Origin of the sequence: Wolbachia endosymbiont (group A) of Hylaeus communis (assembly GCF_947251915.1) — a bacterium.
In the GTDB taxonomy this organism is placed as follows: Bacteria; Pseudomonadota; Alphaproteobacteria; order Rickettsiales; family Anaplasmataceae; genus Wolbachia; species Wolbachia pipientis.
In genome coordinates this window covers 151,224-175,620 of sequence record NZ_OX366396.1, presented here as the reverse complement: position 1 = coordinate 175,620, position 24,397 = coordinate 151,224, and the positions used below count along the sequence as shown (strand labels likewise).

The following is a 24,397-nucleotide window of genomic DNA, read 5'->3' as shown; positions in this document are numbered from 1 at the left end:
AGTGATAATTTAGTTAAAAAATTTTTAAAGGAAAACTTCTTGTTAATTTTCAGTTCACAGATTTATTTGGATGGTGTGACGTATAACGCTAAGGAGACAAAAAAATAGAGAAGTGTGTACACCCTGCAGAATTTGTACACTATTTAGCAATAGCCTAGTAGATAAATATTTCTTGCATTTCAGCCTGAGTGATTTATGCTTTAAGCAAGAATTACCTGGGGGTATAGCTCAGCTGGTAGAGCATCTGTTTTGCACGCAGAAGGTCAGCGGTTCGATCCCGCTTGCCTCCACCAGTCTATACAGCTCTAGCCGCCACAAAACCTGTCAAAGCAGCTTATTTTAATCTATGAGGATTTTATACTACTTCCCTGAAAATCTCTATTTCTTTTCGTAACTTTTCTCTACACAAGTAATGTTGGTTATTACAATTGTAATATATACCAATTTAACAATAAATTAATCAATAAATGTTAGAATACTAACAATTAATTTATTGGTAACGCCTATGAGTGGAAAAAAGCATGTTTTTAAGATGATACCTGGAAAAGAGGTGTTTAGAAAAACCCCGACTACAAGGATAAAGTGGCCTGAAGGTAATGATCCTACAATGCCTATTAAAAAAGTTGAGCTTGTATCGCTGGATGATAAAAACGATGTAGTACTAGGCTTATTGCCTATAAAACTTTGCAGCAGTTCTTGCCTAGACAGTTACATATGTCTGGAGGAAGAAAATGAAGGAAATCTGGTAGCCAAAGATTATAAAAGTGATTCTAAATTAGATTATGTAAAAAGTAACCATACATTTGTATATTACGGTAATGAGTTGGCTAAGTTATCATATACAAGAGAGATTGTGCAGCCTTTCAAAACTATGTGTAGCAGTTCTATTAAATCAAAAAAATTGGAATACAAATATGTAACATGGGAAGATTCAGATACTGGCAACAATAAATATTATTTTTCAGACGAGGCAGGAAATATAATCGATTCACCTGACAATAAGGTATTACAAGACATTATGTTATACTACGGTGAGAGACATATAAGAGATGTGCTACTGTTGCTATCAAGCACGTTTACCAAAGTTTTTATTCAGGGCCTAACAGACGACCAACTAAAAACTCTTGCCAATACTCTTAGTAACGAGCAACTGCAAAAAATAATTCCTGAACTGAGCTCAAGCCAGTTGCAGGCCTTAGCAGAGAACTTAACAGATGAACAACTCCAAGCTTTAGTGGATCATCTAACCAATCACCAGCTAAAAACCCTCGCTCAGGAACTATAGCATTTCTCATAATAGTCCGAACAGGTCATAGGAAGGCAGAATCAACAGCACGACGAAAGGATTCGAATAGAGGAATGTTTTTCCTGGCTCTGTTTTTTATAGCAAACCAATGATGCTCAATTTTGTTGAAATCTGGAGAATAAGGCGGCAGATACAAAATTTCTGCACCAACCCCTTTAGCAAGCTCGATAATCTTATCAGACTTATGAAAAGTAGCATTGTCAAGAATGACAGTCTGTCCAGGTTCCAAGATCGGTGTCAAAAATTGCTCAAACCATCCATTAAAAACATCCATATTACAGTGGCCTTCAAAGGTTAACGGAACAACTATCTTTCTTCCACTTAAGGCTGCAACCATACTGATTCGTTGAGTTTTCTTTCCAGATTTTAAGGCATAAAACCGCTGTCCTTTCTGGCAATATCCGTAGGGGTAGTCTTCGGTGTTATCAATGCCAGACTCATCTATATACACTAAGTTTTTAGGTTCTTTTGTCGCTATAATTTTCAAAAATTCAGCACGTTTTTCTTCGTTTCTTTCCTTGTATCCATATGTCTTTTTTTGCGCGTAAATTCAATTTTTTTAAGGGCTCGATAGATCGTTTGGATACTAACGTTGTTCCAAAGTTTAGCCATTTCCGATAGAGTCTTTCCTCCGTGTTCTCTGGCAAATTTGGCAAAGGTATCCCAGTCGGTAATTTTGTGATTGTAACCCCCATTTCCAAGTTTTTTTGATTGAAAGTCTCCTGTTTCTTTTCTTCTTTGCTGCCACTCCCATAAAGTAGTTCGTCCAATCTTAAATCTTGCTGCCACTGTTTCTCTGCTTTCTCCTTCGTCTAGCGCTTCCATTGCTTTTTTTCTTAAATCATAACTATATGCTGCTGGCATTCAACCTCCTTATCATCATCTACCCTTATCCTATCACATCCGGACTTTTATGGAAAGAGCTCTAAGAGGTTGTCCGGAAACTAGTAAATTCAAGCATATTCCCTCTTTAACATAACCCTACTCATAGCTAGGTATATGAAATTCTCAGTGGATGTTGTGAGTAAATCATACTCCTTCGATAGCCTTCTATTCCTATTAACCCAAGCAAAAGTCCTTTCTACAACCCATCTTCTTGGCTGTACTTTAAACCCTTGTTCTCTTGTTGGTAGTAGCTCAGGTGGCGTATCTTTGTGCACCCAAAATCTACATGTAGGCCTTTTAACAATTTCAATATCTATGTCATATTCTTCCTTTATGTGATTCTTTAAATTTCTTCCTTGGTATCCCATGTCAGCCCACATTTTTTTAACTTTAGTATATTTTGTTCTCATATTGTTTAATGCTATTTTAATACCATCTCTATCATTTTCGTTAGCAGCGCCTACGTAACAACCTAGTATAAAACCCTGAGTGTCTGTAATTATATGCCTTTTTCTACCCTTTACTTTTTTACTTCCATCATAGCCTTTGATCCCCCCTTTTCTGTAGTCTTTACAGATTGACTATCTACTATACAGGCACTCGGCTGCTCATTCCTTCCTATTTTTCTTCTACTATATTTTGTAATTTCATAATTCATTTTCTCAAAAATTCCCTGCTTCTTCCATTGCCTGAACTGCTCATACACAGTCTTCCATAGCGGAAAATCATTTGGTAAATACCGCCATTGACACCCTGTACGCAATACATAGAAAATTGCTTCTAATATTTCTCTTTTGCTATACTTTGGCGGCCTTCCTCCTTTCTTGTATGATACTCTGAAGTGTTTTTCTATTCTTGCCCATTCCCTTTCGCTTAGATCTGTTGGATACTTTTTTCTCATCTTTACCCCGTACTAAAATTTCAGATATTATAGCCTTTTACTTGTTTCCGGACAACCTCTAAATCCAGAAAAGTTACAAATAATTGTTCCTATTTTAAATGATACTCAGCTTGAAGCTCTAGTGAGAAAATTAAATTCAGAGCAAGTAAAAGAAATTTTACCTCACTTAAAAGTGGATCAGTTCAAAGCACTTATTAAAACTTTAAATGACGAGCAATTTACAGTGCTTGCAAAAGACTTGGCTGAGCACCACTTGACAATACTCTCCAAAGAATTAGAAGGTGATCAGTTGAAAGCTTTAGTAAATAGTCTGCAAGAAGACCAACTGAAAGACTTAGTTAATAAGCTTGATCATGAGAAACTCGAATTAATTGCTCAAGATTTAACTGATTCTAATAGGATTCAGGTTATCATCAAGTCTTTAGTTAATAATCCAGAAAAACTTCAAGCTTTTGCTCGCAATATGTCTAATGAGCAGTTTAAAGAACTTTTGGATAACGTAAGCGCAGAAGAGCTTAAAGACATCATTCACAAACTGCCTTATGAGAAAGTGACAGCTGTGATTGGTGATCTCAGCAATCAAGATCAGTCTAAAGCTATTATTAATGCGTTAAAAGGGGAACTTGAAGAGCAGAGTAAACAGAACAAGGAAATGATTGAGATGCTCAAGCAAATCAAGGACGATATGCCAGGCATTGCAGAAGCTCCAGATTTTACAATAGTAGAAAACAATAACGATTCAATGCTACTTGTATGGTAGCAATTTATGAAAATCAATTTTTTTATAGGAGGTAACTTATTATGAGTAAAAACAATGTAGAATTATATTTTAATGAAAAGATTTCAGACCAAGAGAAATTAATAGAACTTAAGGACCCGAGTTTTACAAAACCAGATTTTGTAAAACCAAATATAGATTCAATAAAAATTGATAATAAAGACAAAAATGCTGATATTAAGAAGTTAGATTTTGATATAAATCAGCCACTGGACAAAATACCTGTAGAGCAAATGAAGCCAACAAACGTAGGTATAACATACCTTAAAAAGGTTTATGATGGCTTGATAGACAGTATTAATGAGTATAACACAAGTTTAAGCAGTAACATTACAACTGGCATAGTGGAGCCACTGTCAACAACTATATCAAATATAGGGAACAATACAACTGAAATAAAAAGTCAACTTCAAACTCTTCGAGATGAGCTTCAGGAATTTCGTGATGATCAGCCAGGCATTGCAGAAGCTTCCATATTCCCTCATGCTACTGGTGAAGAGAACGGGTTGCTTTAATAAAAAAGGTAATAGCTTGCTAGCTGTTACTCTTTCCACATACCACTTCAATGTAGCTGAGTTGATTTTAAAAGTATAATTTTTTATAGGAGTTAATATGAGTAATTACAGTGTAAAAGAAAGCGGAGAAGACTTTGAACCAGTAAGCAGAATAGTCGAAGACGAATATAGAATAATAGATGACATAGAAGTCAAAATTAAGCCTAAATCTTTTGAGAGCAATAAAGAAAAGAATGCGTCAGTTGGTTATGTTCACAAAGTTCTAGACAAACTAATCACAGAATTAAACGACACATTTGTTTCTGACTTGGATTACCAATTGAGGCTTAATGCAAACTATGTTCAGAATAAATTGAGTAAGGATTTATATGATTTGGACAAGGTAGTTATGGGTACTAATCAGAATTATGAAATTTTGGAAAAAAACTTTAATAATCTAAGAGAAGAAGTTGAAAAATTAAAAACAGGAACGGTTAGTGATGACAACATAGATGAATGGGAAGCACCAACTCACTCTGATATATTGTAGTAGTTAGGAAAGTCACAGCTTGCTAGCAGGCTGTGACTCTCTCTACATACCGTTTCAATACAGCCAGGTTAAGGAATCTATTTTAAGACTTTCGGCATATAGTTCTCATCATGTTTTGCAAACACCGTATCTGCAAGAAAGGTATTATTATCAGACATTTTACCTTGCACAACAACACCACTTTTTTCTGAAAACATCGGTGGAAGTATTCCCTGGTATTTTACCACAACGCTTTTGTTAAAATCTGTCATTTGAAAAACTACTTCACTTTCGCTCCGTATCACGCTATTTTCAACAACCATTCCACCAACACGGATTGGCTTTTGATTATTTGGCAAGACTATGGCTTCACTTACTGTATAGAAAAATGAGATATTTTCTTTGAGCGTCGTTAAAATAAAAAAGACTATGCAGCTTAAAAAGCAGAAAATTCCTGAAGTTATAAGTAATCGCTTATGTTTCTTCTTCATTATTATCTTTCAGGCTTTCTAGAATTTTTTTACTTTTAATATAGCAAGAAATGGTAAAAATCAGTTCTCCGGTAATCAACGTAAAACTAATAAGGTAAGCAAAAATTACATACGTATTCATAATGCACTGACAATAAATAACTCACCTGCATCAAAATAAATTAAGCTTCCATCCTTTTGCTGCAACACCAATTTACCACTTTTATCTATATCAGCAAAAATTCCTTCATACAATTTGTCAGCTAACTTTACACTGATTTGCTCATTCATTTTGAATGCTTTTTTTAACCACATTTCTCTTATAGCATAAAACCCATCAAATAGCCATTGCTTTCTTAGCTTATTAAAATTTATTATTAATTTTTTTAGTAGATCTATGTTAGACACAGACTCACCGTAATTGCTAATGCACGTTGTTCCTGGAAGTGGTGCATGATTGACATTAATTCCAATTCCTATAACCAGCCAACTTAAATTTGATTTTTTTTCAAGCAATATTCCACTTATTTTCTTGCCATCAATAAGGACATCATTTGGCCACTTATACTGGAGATTTAGACCATTTATAAATGACAGTATAGTATTTCCAACAGCAAGAGCAGTAACAAAAGTCAATTCTGTTAATTTGCTAACTTGATTCATTGAACCTCTTTCTATCATCCCAGTATTTTCCCCAGTGCTTGACACATAACTATGCGAACATTGCAATTTGCAGGTGGTATGTGGTGTCATTCCAGTGCGTGACACTGGAATCCAGTTCTTATTACACAGTTGCCTGATGTGCCCATTTGTAATTAAGTTTTCTGGATCCCAGTGTCTGAGCACTGGGATGACATCATCCTTGGTGGGAATACCACAACGTTTGTACAGTTGTGTGCTTGACCATTCTTCTTTTTTTCTAGATTCCAGCGTCACGCGCTGGAATGACACCGAAAGCTGGCTTTCACTTAGATAATCGTTAAAGAGGTTTATCACCAAACTCGCATAAAAATTACCCTCGGGAGAAATCCAGTTTTTTCCAATGCGCCCTCTACCCTCTGTTTGTTTGTCGGCAATAATAATGGTTTCATTTGATATTCCTTTATCAATTAAATCCAACGCTTCTTTATTAGTGCTTGAAACTTTTTTGTAATGATGAATATGAAAACCCTCAGGGGTCACCTTGTCAGCCCTTTAGTTCAATGAGTGAGTAAAACGTACAAGAAAAGAACGAGGTTGATCAGCGAAGCCACCAAAGTGATAATGAATAGGCCCTTAGAATAAGCAACCTTATTACCACTAGCTTTATCGAAATACATAGCTTTTATAATATTTAGATAATAGTAACACGATACAACACTCGCCACCACAAGGGTCAAAGACAGGCTGATAAAGCCAGAATTTATTAAACTTTTGAATATAAAAAATTTAGCGATAAAACCTGCAAGTGGAGGTATTCCCGACATCGAGAGTAACAGTACAGAAAGATGAAATGCTACAATTGGGTGTTTCTTCCCTATACCAGACAAGTTTGCGATATTGCAATCATCATCGTTCATTTGTATGAAATATGAGAATAGTCCTATGCTTGTGATGATATATATCACCAAATACATTAAGGCACTATCTGTTCCTGCTTGTGTAAAAATAGAAAGTGAAGCAAATATAAAACCAATGTGACCAATTGAACTGTAAGCAAGCAGCCTTTTTAAGTTTTGCTGACGCAAGGCCCCAAAAGCTGAGATAAGCACAGACAATGCTGAAACGTATAAGAAAATAGGCTGAACATAACTTTTTACATTTACTAACTCTTCATTCATCAATCGAATTAAAAATGTTACAAGTGCAGCTTTTGGGGCCGTAGAAAAAAACGCAGTTACTATGGTAGGTGCACCTTGATAGACATCTGGAGCCCACATATGAAAAGGAGCAATAGCAAGCTTGAAACACAAACCAATTAGGATAAAGACTAATCCAAAAACTATTCCATAAGTTATCTGATGGCTTTGCAAGAATGAACCGAGCTCAGAGAAATTGACTTGTCCTGTATATCCATAAAGCAGCGACATTCCATATAGCATAATGCAGGAAGATAGTGCACTAAGTGTAAAATATTTCACTCCTGCTTCACATGAATAAGCTGAATCTTTATTAAAGCTCGCAAGAACATACAAAGATATACTCATCAACTCAAAAGCTAAATAAAAAGAAATCAGACTATTTGCTGAAACCAAAGTTATCATGCCAAATAGCGCAAAAAGAATCAGTATTGAAAATTCATATTTATAGTCATATTTTGATAAATTCAGCATCAAAAGTATTAAAATTCCTGTGCTGAGAATTAACCCTTGGGCTGACCTGATGTATAAATTGAGTTTTAACAACGAATTAAAGAGAAAAATTTCATTGTTTTCTGCCGAAATAATTAAAATAATCAAAGTTACCACTGTGCAGCCAAGTGCTAATAAGTTGATAGTTCGGCGGTTAAATATAATTCCAAGCAGTAGCAACACTAACGAGGAGATAATAGAGAACGTTTCCGGCAATATCTGTATATAATTCATAGCGCATTATATTTGACTAACAAATTTGCCATACATGGCTTCAAATAATTCAGTGCAAGGGTTGGGTAGAATCCAAGCAAAATAACAAACACTGCAAGCAGAATTAAGACAGAAAATTCTATGCTATCCAAGCGGTTATTTAATAATTTAGAATAGCTAACCCCCCATATTATTTGCTTACATAAATTCAGCATATAAACTGCGCTTAAAATAGTGCCAAGTGCGATAAATCCTGTAAAAAACCCTATGCTCTTAAACATTCCAACCATAGCCAAAAACTCACCTATGAATCCAGATGTTCCAGGTAGCCCTATTGAAGCCATTGAAAATAAAATGAACATAAAACCAAATTTTGGCATTGTGTTTACTATGCCAAAATATTTTGCAATCTCCAAAGTTCCAGTTCGAGTATATAGCATTCCAACACACAAAAATAAAGCAGCAGAAATAAGGCCATGACTAATCATTTGAAATATGCTACCCAGTACTCCTTCCTCACAAAATGAAAAGAGGCCAGCAGTAACGATCCCCATATGTGCTATTGAAGAATAAGCTATTAACTTCTTTATATCATCTTGAGCAAACGCAACTAGCGAAGCATATATCACCGCAATAATGCTCAGCACAACAACGAAATTTGAAAAATATAAACTTGCCTGAGGAAGCATTGGAATAGAAAACCTTAAAAATCCATATCCTCCCATTTTAATAAGCAAGCCAGCTAAAATCACAGATCCAGAAGTTGGTGATTGTACATGCGCATCAGGAAGCCAAGTGTGAAATGGAAACATCGGTACTTTTATTGCAAAAGAAATAAAAAATGCAATCCACAGCAATGACTGCACTTCAAGATCAAGGCTTGGCACTAATGTAGCTAATTTTTGTATATTAAACGTTCCAAAAATGTTATAGATGTAAACCAATCCAAGTAGAAATAATAATGAGCCAGTTAATGTATAAAGAAACAACTTAAACGTTGCATATACCCTGTGTTTTCCTCCCCAGATGCCAATAATAAAGAACATTGGTATTAAAACAGCTTCAAAAAACACATAAAAGCTTATAGCATTCAGTGAAACGAAAAAACCGACTACAAAACTCTCAAGCAGTAGAAACAATGCCATATAGGCTTTTAGGGTCGTATAACTCATTTTGCAGTTGTAGAGTATACAAATTACAAACAAGAAAGTTGTAAGCAGAAGGAAAAGCAACGATATACCATCTATCCCTATTCCAACATTTCTAATTGGGTAGCTGACAAACTGAAAGTCCGCATTGTTATAATCAAATTCTATACAAGCTACAATGCTAAGCAAAAATGGAAGTACAGCAAAAAATAGAGCAAGGAATCTTAAGTGTATAGATTGATGATTAATCCTGATTAAGGATAAAATCAACGCTCCTATCAGTGGAAGCAAGAATATACTAAGTAACAACACCTTCTATTTAATTCCAATAATATATAAAGCACCGATTATTAGAGTAACAAACATAATAAATGCATAATCAAATATATAACCAGTTTGTAACTTTATAGAACTTTTTGAACATTCATTAACCAACCTTACAACACCATTTGGTCCAAATGAATCAATAGCCTTAACATCAAACTTCCATAGAAGCCTAGATATAAACCTTATCGGTGCAATTATAACAAACTCATACACCTCATCAAAGTACCATTTATTCTGCAAAAACTTAAGTAAAAATTTACTCTTAATTTGCCTAATTACTTGATATTGGTAAATTAGGTACGCAAGTGCTATTCCACTTAGGCTTGCTAAGGTTGGCAGTAGTTTTATAAAGAAATTATGAACTCCATGCTCATCAATCATCACTAAACTTGATTTCCAAAACGCATTACTAGTTATGTTCAAAATATTTGCTCCCCATATTCCAGAAAATACTGATCCAAAAGCGAGTATCAGTAATGGTATAAGCATAATCTTTGGTGCCTCATGTATATTAATTTTACTTTGTTTTTGGCTGTGGAACACAAGAAGCAATAACCTCCAAGAGTAAAACGCTGTGAAGAATGCAACAACTAAGCTTATTACAAAAGCAAAGCTATCCGTGCTATAAGCATGTTCAATTATCAAATCCTTTGAATAAAAACCTGCAAATGGGAATATCCCAGAAAGCGCAAGAGATCCAATCCACATGAGAGCGTAAGTGCAAGGGATTTTCTTCCAGCAATTTCCCATTTTCTGAATGTTTTGCTCATGATGCATTGCATGAATCACATTGCCAGCACCAAGAAATAGTAGAGCTTTAAAAAAAGCGTGTGTCATTAAATGAAAAATAGCAACATTGTAAGCAGAAAGCCCACATGCCATGAACATATAACCAAGTTGACTGCAGGTTGAATAAGCAATTATTTTTTTTATATCATTCTGAGTAATCGCAACGGTGGCTGCAAAAAAAGCAGTGAGTGCTCCAACGATAACTATTAATTCTCGTGCCACATTTGATAACTCAAACAATGGAGAACACTTTGCTACTAAAAATATACCTGCTGTTACCATCGTTGCTGCGTGAATAAGTGCAGAAACAGGAGTTGGCCCTTCCATTGCATCTGGCAACCAAACATGTAAACCAAGCTGTGCAGATTTACCCATACAGCCAATAAAAAGTAATATGCATATTATATGAATTATTTTAAATTCACAGCAGAACACACGAATGTTTTGAGTGCCAAGAAAATCAGGTGTATCAAATATATATGCAAATTCTAGAGAATTAAATGTGTAATAAATAAGAAAAATTCCAATTAATAGTGCAAAGTCTCCTACCCTATTCACAACAAATGCTTTAATTGCTGCATTATTTGCAGAATATTTTTGGAACCAAAATCCTATGAGTAAATAAGAACATAGGCCAACCCCTTCCCAGCCAAAAAAAAGCTGCACGAAATTATCGCTTACAACCAGCACAATCATGCAAAACGTAAATAGCGATAGGTAAGAAAAAAACCTCGACTTCCCCTTATCATGCTCCATATAACCGATAGAGTAGAGATGTACTACCAGTGAAACGGTGGTAATAACAATAAGCATTAAGGATGAGAGAGCATCCACACTAATTGCCCAATTTACTTTTAAGATGCTCAATGAAAACAAAGGAAATAAACTCAAGTGATAATTTTCAGAGAAGGTGAGAAAAACATACCAAGATAAAACTGCAGATATTCCAATCCCTGCCGTTGTAACTAACTGACTTTTTCTAAAAAGTGCTGCAAATAGCGAACCAAAAAGTGGCAAAAATACTATTAATTTCAGTATATCCATCATACTTTCATTCTTTCATTAAATTTGCTTGTTCAACATCTATATTGCCACGGCTTCTATAATATACAACCAATATTGCAAGCCCAACTCCTGACTCTGCTGCCGCAACAGTCAACACAAACATCACAAAAATTTGCCCAACTATATCATTCATAAAGGCAGAAAAAGCAACTAGATTGATGTTAATCGCCAACAATAATATTTCTATTGATAACAATATATTGATTATGCTCTTACGGTTGATGAAAATACCGCACACCCCAACAGTGAACAAAATAGCAGCAACTATCAAAAAATGATTTAATCCTATTTCCATTCCACTCCTTTTCCAAATTTAGCCTTAACCAATTTTACAGATGAAGATTGCGTCAATTGCTTTAATACATTCTGTTTTTTAACTCCTTTTTTCTTGTCCTGCAAAGTAAGAGCAATTGCACCGACAATTGCAACAAGTAGCAAAATTCCAGAAAGATGAAAAGCGTACATGTAGTCAGTGTAGAGCAAATTACCGATAGCTTTCACGTTATTGGCATTATAGTTTATAACATTACTTATATTCAGCGTTGAGCTGCGGATTACAAAACTGATAATCAAAAAAAACACACCACACAATATAGCACCAAGAGTGAAATGCTTCGCAAAACCCTGGCGCAATCTTATGTAGTCAATATCGAGCATCATAACTACAAAGAGGAACAACACTGCAACTGCACCGATGTATACTATCAGTACCATCATAGCGATGAATTCAGCTCCAAGGAGAATGAAAAGCACTGCAGAGTTAACGAAGGTGAAAATTAAAAATAATACTGCATGCACAGGATTTCTTACACTAATTACGCATACAGCAGATAAAATGCTAAGAATTGCAAAAAAATAAAAGAAAAAAGGCATTGATACTTTAACTGCAACAATAGTTACTAATTTAAAGTGACTATCGTTGTAAAGTCAATATTATATTAAACGTTTGAAAACATTGTACTACAAAGCTCCAGCTCCATTTTAAATTATTATACAGAGCGCTTTCTAAGTGCTTAATCAATACACTAAATCCTTAATTTATCAATATATAATATGTGTATGTTAGTAATTAATGGCGGCTCAAAATGTACAACATATTTGGTTATTTTAAAAGCAACAATAGTTCTAACGCACAAAGTAGCAGACTAGATGGAGAAAGTTATCAATACACCACAAGAGACTATATGACAATTTACTTTAATAACACACTAGCAAGTTTCAGTAGATCATTGAGAGAATTTAAAGAAAAAGCGTATGGATTTATGTATGATATCGGAACTTGGTTGAAAGAAACATATGAAAATCTCACTGAACGACCTGCAACGCATAATCGCTATACCCCAAAAGAAAAACCCCTTGTTGAAGTTGAAGAAATAGAAATGAAGGAACTAAACCGTACATATAAGCCATTCCAAACTCCACTTATCCACCCAACAACTGGTGCCAATACCTCAAATCAAGTTGTTGTTACTCGACATACACCTGAAACTACTAAAACAAAATAGATGTAAAACCTACGTTTAAATATATAGTACTTGAGTGAAGCATTCTTTAACTGTTCTATTCAATAAAACCTTTACAATATTTCAATCATAGGTTTAACTTTACGAAGTTATAATCTATAGGGCTACGATGAACTATTATCTCTCACTGCTAAATCCAGAACAACAATCAGCTGTAACTAACATAGATGGACCAGTTTTGATACTGGCAGGAGCCGGGACGGGAAAAACAAGAACGATTACTTCAAGAATAGCACACATAATTAGAAACTGTCACGCTTATTCTGATGAGATATTAGCAGTTACATTTACAAATAAAGCAGCAAATGAGATGGTATCAAGGGTACTTGAGCTAACGGGCACAAACATACCATGGCTTGGCACTTTCCATGCAATTGCAGCAAAAATCTTGCGCCTGCACGCAGAAATTGTGGGCTTAAACCCCAATTTTACAATCATTGGTGTGGATGACCAATTACAGGTAATAAAAAATATTATCAATGAAATAAATCCTGATTACCTATCAGAAAAATGTAAGACCATTATGAATATTATTCAGCAATGGAAAGAGAAGTGCTTATTGCCATCTGAAGTGGAAGATATTCAATCATTTAGGCCAGTATATGTAACTGCACTCAAAGTCTATCACCAGTATCAGGAAAGGTTGAAATTCCTTAATTCTGTCGATTTTGGTGACTTATTGCTATATAACATACAGCTCTTTAATCAAAAGACCGAAGTTCTGTCCTACTACCAAAACAAGTTTAAATATGTTATGGTAGATGAATATCAAGATACAAATGCGATACAATATCTTTGGCTAAAATACCTTGCAAAAGAGCACTCAAATATTTGCTGTGTAGGAGATGATGACCAGTCGATATATAGTTGGCGTGGTGCAGAAGTTGAAAATATTTTGAAGTTTTCTGATGATTTTAAAAATGCAAAAACCGTTAAACTAGAGTGTAACTACAGGTCAACATCCCACATACTTGCAACTGCGTCATATGTTATCAATCACAATAAGACTCGCTTAGAAAAAAAATTGTGGACAACAAACATTGAAGGGGAAAAGGTAAATCTAATAAAATTATGGGATGGGAAAGCTGAAGCAAGGTTCATAAGCGAACAGATATTAAAGCTCAATAAATACAGATTTAGTGACATTGCAGTGCTGGTAAGGGCCACTTTTCAAACTAGAGTTCTGGAAGAGTATTTTATAAAATATTCAATTCCCTACAAGATTATAAGTGGCGTAAAATTCTACGAACGTCAGGAAGTCAGGGATATAATTGCATATTTAAGACTTGTTACAAACAATAACGATGACTTAGCTTTCGAAAGGATAGTAAATCGGCCAAAAAGAAGCATAGGAGCTACAACTCTAAAGAAAATATACACGACTGCTCAGGATAACAAAATTTCTTTTTTTGAGGCAGCAAAAATATTAGTTAATAGTAATCAGGTAACCGAAAGAATTAAACTCTCACTCAACGATTTTTTAAATAAAATTAAAGCTTGGGAAGAAATAGTAAGCGTAAAACCACTGCATGAATTCGTTAAAATCGTAGCAAACCAATCAAGATATATTGAAATGCTTGAAAATGAGGAGGTAACAGGCTTAGCACGAATAGAAAATGTTAAAGAGCTCATCTCATCTTTAAAAAATTTCGATAATGCCACAACTTTCTTGGAGCATATAAGTCTGGTGATGGAAGTGGATAATATGAATAACGATGACACCGTATATGTTATGACTCTTCATGGAGCCAAAGGACTTGAATTCCCGTGCGTGTTTCTACCTGGTTGGGAAGAGGGATTATTTCCTCATCAAAGATCTTTTGATGACAAAAGTGGTAAAGCTTTAGAAGAAGAAAGGAGACTCGCATATGTTGGCATAACCAGAGCCAAAGAAAGGTTAATCATTTCATGTGCAGATAGGAGGGAAATTAACAACCAGTGGCAACCGATGCGCACTTCTCGGTTCATTAAAGAATTGCCAAGAGAAAATGTTGAGGTAATTAAAAGCAACATTGCCTACTGTTGAAGCTATAATTGCAGATAAACATATCTTACAAATCTGAATTACTTCAACTATATGTTTCTCCTGGCAAAAATTCTGTAACCGTTCACACTTAATTCTTCAATCTCATACCAATTTCTATTACATAACAAACAAATAGACAATAGAAGTGGGAAGGTTATACTAAGGCAGTATAATGATGGAGTTTTGGAATGGCATTGGTATCAGGTTGCAATTTTAGCTTACATTGTGCCAATCTTTCTTCGATTGCTGCTCGCATAAATTCTGCCTGTCTTTTAGTTCTGCAGTGCACTATCGCATCATCCACATATCTTTCAAATGGTACTGTTGGGTGATTTTGTTTCATCCATATATCAAATGCATGGTGCATAAATATGTTTGAAATGATTGGGCTTATTGAACCTCCTTGCGGAACTCCTTTTTTCCCTAACTACCTTACTGCCATCTGCTTGCTGAATAGGGAATTTCATCCACCTTTCAACATACAGTATGACCCATTTGCAGTCTGTGTGCTTCTTGATAGCCTGCAGTGCTAAATTGTGGTCCAGATTGTCGAAAAATCCTGTAACATCAACAGCTTTCTTGGTAATCGTATCCTGTCTCCAATAAACAGCGGTTTTGCTATGTATCCTTGACCAGCAAAAAACTTACGTAAAGTTGGAGCCTTGTATTTAGCTTGAGTGAAAAGATTTAGAGCACCATCACGATCTTGAACACTTGCACTATGAACATCAGCCGCAATAATTAAGCCCACTGTATCTACAACAATATGACGTTTTCTACCCTTTATTTTTTTTCAGCATCATATCCTCTGGATCCCCTTTTTGAGTGGTTTTTACTGATTGACTGTCAATTATTCCTACTGAAGGTGTTTCATTTTTACCAAACATTTTTCTTACCTCTTTTACTAGCATATTATGTATTTTTTCCAATTTGCCATTACTACGTCACCTGAGAAAATAGTCATACACCGTCTTCCATGGAGGAAAATCTTTCGGCAGCATTCTCCATTGACAACCACCTCTCATTATATACCTTATTGCATTAATAATTGTTCTGATATTGTGCTTTCTTGGCCTCCCTATCTTTCCTTGTGCAACATGTGGCTCCAAAATTTCCCATTCCTTATCACTTATATCACTTGGATACAATTTTCCCTCCTATTTTTTACTTACACTATCATATTTTTTTCCTCATTCCTTTTCAAGACATACTCTTAGACAACTGGACGTCAAGCCTATCCTAGTGCTGCATATCAAGCTCATACTCAGTATGTAAATCTTTGACTAAAGCTACAGCGCATTCTTTTTGAACAATTATACTGATTTTGATTTCAGATGTTGTGATAGCAAGTATTTCTATCTTTTTTTCGCTTAAAACCTTGAGTGTGCGGTGCATCACTTCAGTGTTAGACATAACACCAATACCAATTATTGAAATTTTAGCTACATTATCGTTTATAGCATAATTTTCATTCTTATTCAGTAACTTTTCCATTAAATCAATATCAAATTTGGAGATAACAAAACTTGACCCATGTATCATATCAATTTTAACGTTTGCTCCTGCTATATCTCTTAAAGTACGCAAGTTATTTGCAAGGTTAGTGAAAGTTACAAGAGCTTCATTAGTGCTATAAGTTATTCCAGTAATTAAGTATCTCTCTAGTACATCCCTTTTGTATAGCACTGTGGTGCCTTCTACTTCCTTAAAAGTGGATAGCACTTGCACTTTAATGTTATGTTTCATTGCAAGTTGTACTGAACGATTATGCAGTATTTTAGCACCAGATGACGACATTTCCAACATTTCATCGTAAGAGATAAATTTGAGCTTGCGTGCCTTTGGAACAATTCTCGGGTCTGCTGTATATATTCCATCAATATCAGTAAAAATTTCGCAAATTCTAACACCAAAGGCTACCGCGAAGGCAACTGCTGATATATCAGAGCCTCCTCTTCCAAAAGTAGTGATTCTATCATCATTTATACCCTGAAAACCAGCAATGATCGCAGCAGTATAACCCTCAGCAAAAGATCTTTTCACACGGTCAATCTTTATTGTTTTTATTTTAGACTCAGAATAAAAATCATCAGTTACAATTGGTAACTGCCAGGCAAGCCACGATTTAGCATTAACTCCGATCGATTGGAGAGTGATAGCTAATAGACCGCAAGAGATTTGTTCTCCTGCTGAAAGCATAACGTCATACTCTGATAACTCTTGTCTGCAACTTAAATTTGAGATTTGCCTAGCCTGAAAAGCCATTTGGTCAGTAAATCCTGCAACAGCAGATACAACAACGATTACATTACAACCTTTCTCAATATCGTTTTTTATCAAATTTGCAACTCGGTTTAAATCAGTTAGCGAAGTCCCACCAAATTTTTTTATGATTATTTTGTCCATAGTTACAATATAACTCTCTTCTGAAGAAAAACATAGTTTTTGTAGAGATAGCAGCTTGCAAGCCATTCAGAAAAGGGAAGATAAAACTATAAAAAACCATAGGCGCCAGTTGGTTTTTAGCTAAAGTCAAGTGTCTGGAATTTTAGGCATAGAATCCCCCATATGAACAAGATTCAGAAAAAATGCAACGCACATTGGGCAGAGATTAAGTATGCGTGTGCACCCACATACACTGAAGAAGATACGCCACATTTTTAACTGAAATTTAAATGAAAAGTCTGCAGACGGAGACAAATTTTGAGCTCGAGAAACATCTCTAATTGTCATTATAATGAGGTTTCAAGTATGCGGAAGTAATTTTTTTAGCTAAAGTCAAAATTTTCTACCATGACATGAGCCCACCACTAAGCAGCAGGAGACCTTGCATGACCTCCAAAAAATGCTTTTACTCTTTCAAGATAAGTAGGTGGTTCTGCAGGGATTTCTATATTATACATTGAATAATACACTGCTTCCTTTATACTATCATCTGTAACTAATTCCCTTAATTTTTGCTTTATGGCACCTCTTTGAATACTTTTTCCATACTCTTCGTAAAATTTTATGTAAAGCTCTTTAAAGACAAATTCTCTTATTTCTATTATTGATTGGTTAATGTTGCTCTTCACCTCATCGCTTATATTATTTTTATCCGCATAATCTTCGGAGTAAAAATCTTCAAACTTGTCTACCAAAATTTTTAATTTTTTATAATTGCAATATTCTTTTAAAAATCTTTCAGTAAATTTAGGTGTTAATACGTTCACTGCTCCATTTATTTGAACCAAGAAATTATTTTTCGCTTCAAGACAACTAAGCGAATAAATAATACGATCGAACATTCCCAGAGTACATAAACCAAGTCCATCCTTTAAATTCATTAGTAATAGTGAATTCACATCTGATTTTTGATTCTTAGCAGCAGTTGAAACTAAGTTTGTAGCTTGTGTGAGAGTTAGTCCAGTTTTTGATTCTTGCCAAGCTGCTTCATTGGAACCATTAAAGTTAAGATAAAGTTTTAATTGCTCTTTTTGCTCAGTTGTAAGCTCATCTGAATTATTTATGTAGTCTTCAAACTCTTTATTGAGTACATTTGGTTGAGTTCCAAATTTCTGTTTTAGTTCTTCAGCGCAGTTTATGACACTTTCCTCAAAACTTCTAGTATGAACACTTTGACTACCAGTGCCCACATCACTTACATTAAACAAAAAGCTTAGCTGCTTTACATTCAAACCCAAAGGTGAAAAGAGTTTTACTGATGGATATTTTATTAACTCAAGAAGTGCTACTGGAATTAGCAGTGCATAATTTAACAATAATAAACCAAAATTAAATATAAGAAACCCACGTAGAGCTGATACCTTTGATGCAATATACAAAAATGGAAGCTGTAGGTAATATATCAAGTGTATACTGAAGAATAAGATTTTGTCCTTTAATTTTATTGTTGGATCTTTATAAACCTCAAACAACATGCTATTGCTATCAATATTGTTGTTTTTAAAGGAGGTATAGTTGTTTATGATCTTCTCTTGCAAGGGAAGAAGCATTTTATTCAGGCAAATAAACGCAGCAATAACAATAAAACCTGTAGCCAAAAATGCTAGTGCAGGGCTAGAAGTGCTTGTAGATAAATAGGCATAAAGACCATCAACAATTAAGTTTTTGTATAATCTTTCAAAGGGACGAACTAGAATCGGGTCAAGGATATAGTTAACAAGAAGATTTAATAATACACGAGAAACAAAAGTGCAATCAAAAATGCAATAATACTACAAACAACCAAAAATGCTTTTAATCTCGGATTCATAACCCCCTCTTAATAATCTGTTAATATAATCTATTTTAGGAATAAATTGAAAAAATGCAAGTTTTTATGTTAAAAGATCAATTGAAATTTCTGAGTTTAGGGTATATTGTTAATCTATTTAGATAAGAATTATTGTGTCAAATAAAATAGGTTTTTGGGCTATTTTTGCCTTAGTGATTAGCAGCCAAATTGGCTCTGGAATTTTTATGCTTCCAATTAGCCTTGCTCCATATGGCATGTATAGCCTTATAAGCTGGATAATATCAGGGCTTGGTGCTATATCTCTTGCTTTAGTTTTTGCCTCACTCTGCGCAAAATTTCCGGAAACGGGTGGCCCTCACGTCTATGTAAAGCATGCTTTTGGCCCTGCTGCAGCTTTTTTTGTTGGTTGGACGTATTGGGTGATCTCATGGGTTAGCACAACAGCCGTAATAGTTGTGGGTGTTGGTTATCTTACACCATTTTTCCATGAAGATATTCAAAACGTACATCTGTTTTTAGAGATGTTATTACTTACAATTATTACACTAATAAATTTTAGAGGAGTAGCTACTGCTGGACGTGTTGAGTTTTTATTGACGGTGATAAAAATTTCTGTATTGCTTGTAATACCTATAGCAGCATTGTTTTTTTTTGATAGAAATAACTTCATCATAAGTGAAGAAATATCAAATCTTACAACATCGCAGATTCTTGCCCGTTCTACACTTATTACTCTATGGGGTTTTATTGGAGTTGAATTGGCAACAGCACCTGCAGGGTCAGTTGATAATCCAGCTAGAACAATACCAAGAGCTGTGGTACTTGGAACAATCTCTGTTGCTGTTGTGTATTTTATCAACAATCTTGCAATTATGGGATTAATAAATGGCAATGATTTAGCAAGTTCAAGAGCACCATATGTTGACGCAATAAAAATTATGGCCTCTGGCAATTGGCACTTGATTATTTCTATAACTGCGTTCATTTTTTGTGTTGGTACTTTAAACGCTTGGGTACTAGCTAGTGGACAAGTGGCCCTTGGCCTTGCAAAAGATAAACTGATGCCACAGTTTTTTGCTCAAAGAAACAAGCACGGTTCTCCTTTCTGGGGCATAACAACTAGCTCAGTTGGAACTGCAACTTTACTAATCCTCACTTCAAGCAACAATTTTGCTAAGCAGATCACATCAATTATCGACTTTTCTGTAGTTTCATTTTTATTTGTTTACCTTGCATGCAGTCTTGCTTTTCTCAAAGTTATTGTGCAAGAAAAGAGTTGTTACAAATTTTTAATTGGCAGTATAGCAACAACCTTTTGCTGCTGGGTAATATTTGAAACTTCTGTGAATACCTTGCTGATCGCAAGCTTATTCACTGCAAGTGGCGTACCTCTTTATTTATTTTGGTATCGCAGAGTTTCTGTATAGCAAATGTTATGTATCTGTTCAGCAGAGTGGCAAAATAAGGTAGACGAGAAAAGACAACTATAGGAAGAAATGGGTGTCATGCCAGTGCGTGACACTGGCATCCAGTTCTTTCGCGCAGTTCCATCAAAAACGTTGTAAAGGATTAATCGCTTTCGTGTTTACCAACTTAGTGCCCAATCTGGATCCCAGATACTGTCTCTGCTGTCAAACAAATTATCCAACAAAATTACAATTAGAGGTTGTCCGGAAACAAGTAAATTCAAGCATATTCCCTCTTTAACATAACCCTACTCATAGCTAGGTATATGAAATTCTCAGTGGATGTTGTGAGTAAATCATACTCCTTCGATAGCCTTCTATTCCTATTAACCCAAGCAAAAGTCCTTTCTACAACCCATCTTCTTGGCTGTACTTTAAACCCTTGTTCTCTTGTTGGTAGTAGCTCAGGTGGCGTATCTTTGTGCACCCAAAATCTACATGTAGGCCTTTTAACAATTTCAATATCTATGTCATATTCTTCCTTTATGTGATTCTTTAAATTTCTTCCTTGGTATCCCATGTCAGCCCACATTTTTTTAACTTTAGTATATTTTGTTCTCATATTGTTTAATGCTATTTTAATACCATCTCTATCATTTTCGTTAGCAGCGCCTACGTAACAACCTAGTATAAAACCCTGAGTGTCTGTAATTATATGCCTTTTTCTACCCTTTACTTTTTTACTTCCATCATAGCCTTTGATCCCCCCTTTTCTGTAGTCTTTACAGATTGACTATCTACTATACAGGCACTCGGCTGCTCATTCCTTCCTATTTTTCTTCTACTATATTTTGTAATTTCATAATTCATTTTCTCAAAAATTCCCTGCTTCTTCCATTGCCTGAACTGCTCATACACAGTCTTCCATAGCGGAAAATCATTTGGTAAATACCGCCATTGACACCCTGTACGCAATACATAGAAAATTGCTTCTAATATTTCTCTTTTGCTATACTTTGGCGGCCTTCCTCCTTTCTTGTATGATACTCTGAAGTGTTTTTCTATTCTTGCCCATTCCCTTTCGCTTAGATCTGTTGGATACTTTTTTCTCATCTTTACCCCGTACTAAAATTTCAGATATTATAGCCTTTTACTTGTTTCCGGACAACCTCTAAATCCATTACCAAAGCCAAAAATACATTTTTCTTTATATGCATAAGAGGGACGACTGTGAAAACTAATATTGATGAGCCGTGTGCGGGAAATCTGCAAGCACGGTTCTTTAGGGGGAGTTGTAGTAATAAAACTCAAACGAGAGGAGTAAAGCTACAGCTTCTACCGAACAAAAGGACTATTATAATATATCATCTACTTGAATTAAACTGGGAGATAGAATAAGTAAAAAATATGAATGACATAACAACAAAGCAAGTCATATCCTTATGGGATGCACAAGTTGGTGGATTTTTGCCGGATAAAAGAGAAATGGAGATTGATAATATTTTTTTAATCTAATGCTTCAATGTTTCCGACATAGGAAAAGTATCATCTTTACTTTCTATAGAGGAAGGCACACTATTTTGATTATCATCACCATCAATTGGAGTAGTAGGGTGCATTAAAGCAACTTTCATAACTTCATCAATATTCTTAGCAAAAACTACGTTGATCCCCTCTTTGATGCTTGCCGGAATCTCTTGCATATCTTTCTCATTTTCACTTGGTATAATCACAGTTTTGATTGATCCTCTGAGCGCTGCAAGCAATTTTTCTCTTAAGCCCCCAATAGCTAAAACTCTACCACGCAATGTCACTTCGCCTGTCATAGCAACATTTTTGTTAACTGGTATATTCGTCATAAGAGAAACAATAGACGTACATACCGCGCCGCCAGCAGAAGGGCCATCTTTTGGTACCGCACCCTCAGGTACATGTAAATGTATATCATTATTTTGGAATTTTTCGGGCTTTATACCAAAAAACAAACAATTTGATCGAATATAACTATACGCAGCTTTTATAGATTCTTGCATAACCTCTCCAAGCTTTCCTGTGTATTTTATTTCTCCCTTGCCCGGAATTAGGACTGATTCTATCATCAAAATATCACCACCTGTTTCAGTATAGGCGAGCCCAGTTACTATTCCTACTAAACTCTCATTTTCCGCAATGCCAAAGGTATATTTACGTACCCCTAAATAATCTTGTAAATTGTCAACCCCTACGGATATTTTCTTATTTTTATCAGTCAATATTTCTTTAACTGCCTTTCTCATGAGCTTTGCAAGCTCCCTTTCCATACTCCGCACACCACTTTCACGTGTATATAAACGTATCAACTCGTATAACGCCTCATTAGTTATGTCCCATTCCTTCTGATACAAACCATGCTCCTTCTTTAACTTCGGAATAAGGTGGTGTGTAGCAATACTGATTTTTTCATCTTCAGTATACCCGGACAATTGTATAATTTCCATCCTATCACGCAAAGGATGTGGTAAATTTAAGCTGTTTGCCGTAGCTACAAACATTACACTTGAAAGATCAAACTCAACTTCCAAGTAATGATCCGTAAAGTGTTTATTGTGCTCAGTATCTAAAACCTCAAGTAATGCCGATGCAGGATCGCCACGCGAATCAGAACCCATCTTATCTATTTCATCAAGCAGAAAAAGCGGGTTGCATGAATTAGCTTTTTTCATGTGTTGAATGATTTTACCAGGCATTGAGCCAATATAAGTTTTCCTATGCCCTCGTATCTCAGACTCATCACGCACACCACCAAGAGCTATGCGAACAAAATCTCTTCCTACTGCTCTTGCCATAGACTTAGCTAAAGAAGTTTTACCAACACCTGGCGGTCCAACTAAGCAAAGTATAGGACCTTTTATCTCTTTTACTCTTTTTAATACCGCTAAAAATTCTATTATTCTATCTTTTACTTTCTCTATGCCATAATGATTTTCATCTAAGATTTTCTTAGCTGCATTTAAGTTAATTTTTGCATCTTTGTACTTTCCCCATGGCAACTCAAGCAACCAATGCAAGTAACTAGATATAACTGTAGCTTCAGGAGAAATGGGATTCATTTTCTTGTATCTCTTCAAATCAGTTATAGCTTTCTCTCTTGCTTCCTGAGAAAGCTTTGTTTCATTTATCTTTTTTTCAAATTCATTGAGTATATTCCCTTCATCACCATTCTCAAATTCGCCTAATTCTTTCTGTATAGCTTTCAATTGTTCGTTAAGGTAGTAAACTTTCTGAGTGCTTTCAACTTGCGATTTAATTGTCTTATATAAACGGTTTTGTGCGTTCAAAATACTCATTTCTCTCTCAATAAAAGCAAAAGCTTTTTTTAAACGCTCTTCTGGGTCATAAGCCTCAAGTATGCTTTGTTTATCTGATACTTTTATATTTAAATGTGAAGCTACCGTTTCTACAAGTTGATCAACTTCTTTGATTTGATCAATGGAGTTAATGGCAACCTCGGGCTGATTTTTCTTGTTTAGCTTACACCAGCTATCGAACGCGTCTACAACAGATCGCCTTAAAGCTTCTAAGTCAATATTGTCTTCATCTTCTTTATAATAACTGTCTAACTCTACCCTGGCTTGTAATAAAGTATGAGAGCTAATATATTCTACAACTCTTCCCCTTCTTATCCCCCGGATTATAACTTTTACTGCATTGTCAGGTAATTTTATTAACGGTTGTACAATGCTTGCTAACACACCTACTTCATAAAGATCTTCAGGCTCTGGATTATCAACAGAGCCATCTTTCTGTGCTACAAGAAAAATCTCATTTTGGTGATTACTACTACTTATTGCATACTCTAGTGCATTAACAGATTTTTCTCTGCCTATGAATAAAGGCACCATTATATTTGGAAAAATTACTACATCTCTTAAAGGTAATACTGGCAATGCAGTAAAACTAGAGCTTACAGCACGTTCAATGTTCATAATAT

Annotated in this window: 23 protein-coding genes, 1 tRNA gene and 3 pseudogenes; 9 read left to right on the top strand and 18 right to left on the bottom strand. The window is 35.1% G+C overall.

Annotated features, from left to right (window positions below; all coding sequences use genetic code 11):
• Window positions 1–217 precede the first annotated feature (217 nt).
• Together OPR52_RS00925 and OPR52_RS00920 are read left to right on the top strand one after the other, a co-directional pair.
• Window positions 218–293 (top strand) — tRNA-Ala (locus OPR52_RS00925).
• Between the two features lie 212 nt (window positions 294–505).
• Window positions 506–1,285 (top strand): hypothetical protein, encoded by a 780-nt coding sequence (locus tag OPR52_RS00920; protein WP_265038278.1) that lies wholly within the window; start codon window positions 506–508, stop codon window positions 1,283–1,285.
• A gap of 25 nt (window positions 1,286–1,310) precedes the next feature.
• Here the strand turns inward: OPR52_RS00920 and OPR52_RS00915 are convergent.
• A protein-coding gene (locus OPR52_RS00915) for an IS630 family transposase (protein ID WP_265037751.1) occupies window positions 1,311–2,170 on the bottom strand; the annotation gives its coding sequence in 2 pieces (ribosomal slippage) (window positions 1,311–1,846 and window positions 1,846–2,170; 861 coding nt in all).
• A gap of 89 nt (window positions 2,171–2,259) precedes the next feature.
• Window positions 2,260–3,092, bottom strand: a pseudogene (locus OPR52_RS00910) (IS5 family transposase).
• 52 nt (window positions 3,093–3,144) lie between these two features.
• On the opposite strand from OPR52_RS00910, the pseudogene OPR52_RS00905 reads away from it, so the two are divergent.
• The 3 genes and pseudogenes from OPR52_RS00905 to OPR52_RS00895 all read left to right on the top strand — a co-directional run.
• Window positions 3,145–3,852: pseudogene (locus OPR52_RS00905) on the top strand (magnesium transporter MgtE N-terminal domain-containing protein); the annotation flags it as partial.
• A gap of 41 nt (window positions 3,853–3,893) precedes the next feature.
• Complete coding sequence (locus tag OPR52_RS00900; RefSeq protein WP_265038276.1) at window positions 3,894–4,385, top strand: hypothetical protein; 492 nt, start codon at window positions 3,894–3,896, stop codon at window positions 4,383–4,385.
• Between the two features lie 97 nt (window positions 4,386–4,482).
• Complete coding sequence (locus tag OPR52_RS00895) at window positions 4,483–4,914, top strand: hypothetical protein (RefSeq protein WP_264723158.1); 432 nt, start codon at window positions 4,483–4,485, stop codon at window positions 4,912–4,914.
• 77 nt (window positions 4,915–4,991) lie between these two features.
• Here OPR52_RS00895 and ccmE read toward each other — a convergent pair whose 3' ends face one another.
• Genes ccmE through OPR52_RS00860 form a run of 8 tightly spaced genes read right to left on the bottom strand, consistent with a single transcriptional unit; the run spans window position 4,992 to window position 12,108 of the window.
• On the bottom strand, window positions 4,992–5,384 hold the full coding sequence (gene ccmE / locus OPR52_RS00890) for a cytochrome c maturation protein CcmE (protein WP_265038275.1): 393 nt from the start codon (window positions 5,382–5,384) through the stop codon (window positions 4,992–4,994).
• Complete coding sequence (locus OPR52_RS07810; protein WP_167482792.1) at window positions 5,368–5,505, bottom strand: CcmD-like small membrane protein; 138 nt, start codon at window positions 5,503–5,505, stop codon at window positions 5,368–5,370. Before OPR52_RS07810 ends, ccmE begins: the two co-directional genes overlap by 17 nt.
• Window positions 5,502–6,545, bottom strand: coding sequence for a biotin--[acetyl-CoA-carboxylase] ligase (locus OPR52_RS00885; RefSeq protein ID WP_265038274.1), 1,044 nt, complete (start codon window positions 6,543–6,545; stop codon window positions 5,502–5,504). Before OPR52_RS00885 ends, OPR52_RS07810 begins: the two co-directional genes overlap by 4 nt.
• 17 nt (window positions 6,546–6,562) lie before the next feature.
• Window positions 6,563–7,927, bottom strand: a complete 1,365-nt coding sequence (locus OPR52_RS00880; protein ID WP_265038273.1) for an NADH-quinone oxidoreductase subunit N — start codon at window positions 7,925–7,927, stop codon at window positions 6,563–6,565.
• Window positions 7,924–9,366, bottom strand: a complete 1,443-nt coding sequence (locus OPR52_RS00875; protein ID WP_264373714.1) for a complex I subunit 4 family protein — start codon at window positions 9,364–9,366, stop codon at window positions 7,924–7,926. Before OPR52_RS00875 ends, OPR52_RS00880 begins: the two co-directional genes overlap by 4 nt.
• A 3-nt stretch (window positions 9,367–9,369) precedes the next feature.
• A complete protein-coding gene (nuoL, locus tag OPR52_RS00870; RefSeq protein WP_264723153.1) occupies window positions 9,370–11,217 on the bottom strand; it encodes an NADH-quinone oxidoreductase subunit L in 1,848 nt (615 codons plus the stop codon).
• A 4-nt stretch (window positions 11,218–11,221) separates the two neighbouring features.
• A complete protein-coding gene (gene nuoK / locus OPR52_RS00865; RefSeq protein WP_010962953.1) occupies window positions 11,222–11,530 on the bottom strand; it encodes an NADH-quinone oxidoreductase subunit NuoK in 309 nt (102 codons plus the stop codon).
• Window positions 11,521–12,108 (bottom strand): NADH-quinone oxidoreductase subunit J, encoded by a 588-nt coding sequence (locus OPR52_RS00860; protein ID WP_010962952.1) that lies wholly within the window; start codon window positions 12,106–12,108, stop codon window positions 11,521–11,523. The genes nuoK and OPR52_RS00860 overlap by 10 nt, the downstream gene beginning before the upstream one ends.
• A 212-nt stretch (window positions 12,109–12,320) precedes the next feature.
• Here OPR52_RS00860 and OPR52_RS00855 point away from each other — a divergent pair, with 212 nt between their 5' ends.
• Window positions 12,321–12,740 carry a WD_0964 family protein gene (locus OPR52_RS00855; protein ID WP_319803688.1) on the top strand — a complete coding sequence of 140 codons (420 nt, stop codon included), beginning with the start codon at window positions 12,321–12,323 and terminating at the stop codon, window positions 12,738–12,740.
• Window positions 12,741–12,867: 127 nt separating this feature from the next.
• Window positions 12,868–14,784, top strand: coding sequence for an ATP-dependent helicase (locus tag OPR52_RS00850; RefSeq protein ID WP_265038272.1), 1,917 nt, complete (start codon window positions 12,868–12,870; stop codon window positions 14,782–14,784).
• 154 nt (window positions 14,785–14,938) lie between these two features.
• Here the strand turns inward: OPR52_RS00850 and OPR52_RS00845 are convergent, their stop codons facing one another.
• The 6 genes from OPR52_RS00845 to OPR52_RS00825 all read right to left on the bottom strand — a co-directional run bounded on the left by OPR52_RS00845 (window position 14,939) and on the right by OPR52_RS00825 (window position 18,608).
• On the bottom strand, window positions 14,939–15,151 hold the full coding sequence (locus OPR52_RS00845) for a hypothetical protein (RefSeq protein ID WP_065094389.1): 213 nt from the start codon (window positions 15,149–15,151) through the stop codon (window positions 14,939–14,941).
• A 162-nt stretch (window positions 15,152–15,313) separates the two neighbouring features.
• A complete protein-coding gene (locus OPR52_RS07565; RefSeq protein WP_341818000.1) occupies window positions 15,314–15,535 on the bottom strand; it encodes a hypothetical protein in 222 nt (73 codons plus the stop codon).
• Window positions 15,536–15,560: 25 nt separating this feature from the next.
• Window positions 15,561–15,695 carry a hypothetical protein gene (locus tag OPR52_RS00840; RefSeq protein ID WP_255324781.1) on the bottom strand — a complete coding sequence of 45 codons (135 nt, stop codon included), beginning with the start codon at window positions 15,693–15,695 and terminating at the stop codon, window positions 15,561–15,563.
• A gap of 33 nt (window positions 15,696–15,728) precedes the next feature.
• On the bottom strand, window positions 15,729–15,932 hold the full coding sequence (locus tag OPR52_RS00835) for an IS5 family transposase (protein WP_007549940.1): 204 nt from the start codon (window positions 15,930–15,932) through the stop codon (window positions 15,729–15,731).
• Window positions 15,933–16,023: 91 nt separating this feature from the next.
• Entirely contained in the window at window positions 16,024–17,190 is a 1,167-nt protein-coding gene (locus tag OPR52_RS00830) for an aspartate kinase (RefSeq protein ID WP_265038271.1), read from the bottom strand.
• Window positions 17,191–17,594: 404 nt separating this feature from the next.
• Window positions 17,595–18,608, bottom strand: coding sequence for a hypothetical protein (locus OPR52_RS00825; RefSeq protein ID WP_265038270.1), 1,014 nt, complete (start codon window positions 18,606–18,608; stop codon window positions 17,595–17,597).
• A gap of 565 nt (window positions 18,609–19,173) precedes the next feature.
• Here OPR52_RS00825 and OPR52_RS00820 point away from each other — a divergent pair.
• On the top strand, window positions 19,174–20,448 hold the full coding sequence (locus OPR52_RS00820; protein ID WP_010082345.1) for an APC family permease: 1,275 nt from the start codon (window positions 19,174–19,176) through the stop codon (window positions 20,446–20,448).
• 259 nt (window positions 20,449–20,707) lie between these two features.
• Here the strand turns inward: OPR52_RS00820 and OPR52_RS00815 are convergent.
• Window positions 20,708–21,540, bottom strand: a pseudogene (locus OPR52_RS00815) (IS5 family transposase).
• 117 nt (window positions 21,541–21,657) lie between these two features.
• Here OPR52_RS00815 and OPR52_RS00810 point away from each other — a divergent pair.
• Window positions 21,658–21,825, top strand: coding sequence for a hypothetical protein (locus tag OPR52_RS00810; RefSeq protein WP_265038269.1), 168 nt, complete (start codon window positions 21,658–21,660; stop codon window positions 21,823–21,825).
• Between the two features lie 113 nt (window positions 21,826–21,938).
• On the opposite strand, the gene lon is transcribed toward OPR52_RS00810, so the two are convergent.
• Complete coding sequence (gene lon, locus OPR52_RS00805) at window positions 21,939–24,392, bottom strand: endopeptidase La (RefSeq protein WP_265038268.1); 2,454 nt, start codon at window positions 24,390–24,392, stop codon at window positions 21,939–21,941.
• Window positions 24,393–24,397 lie beyond the last annotated feature (5 nt).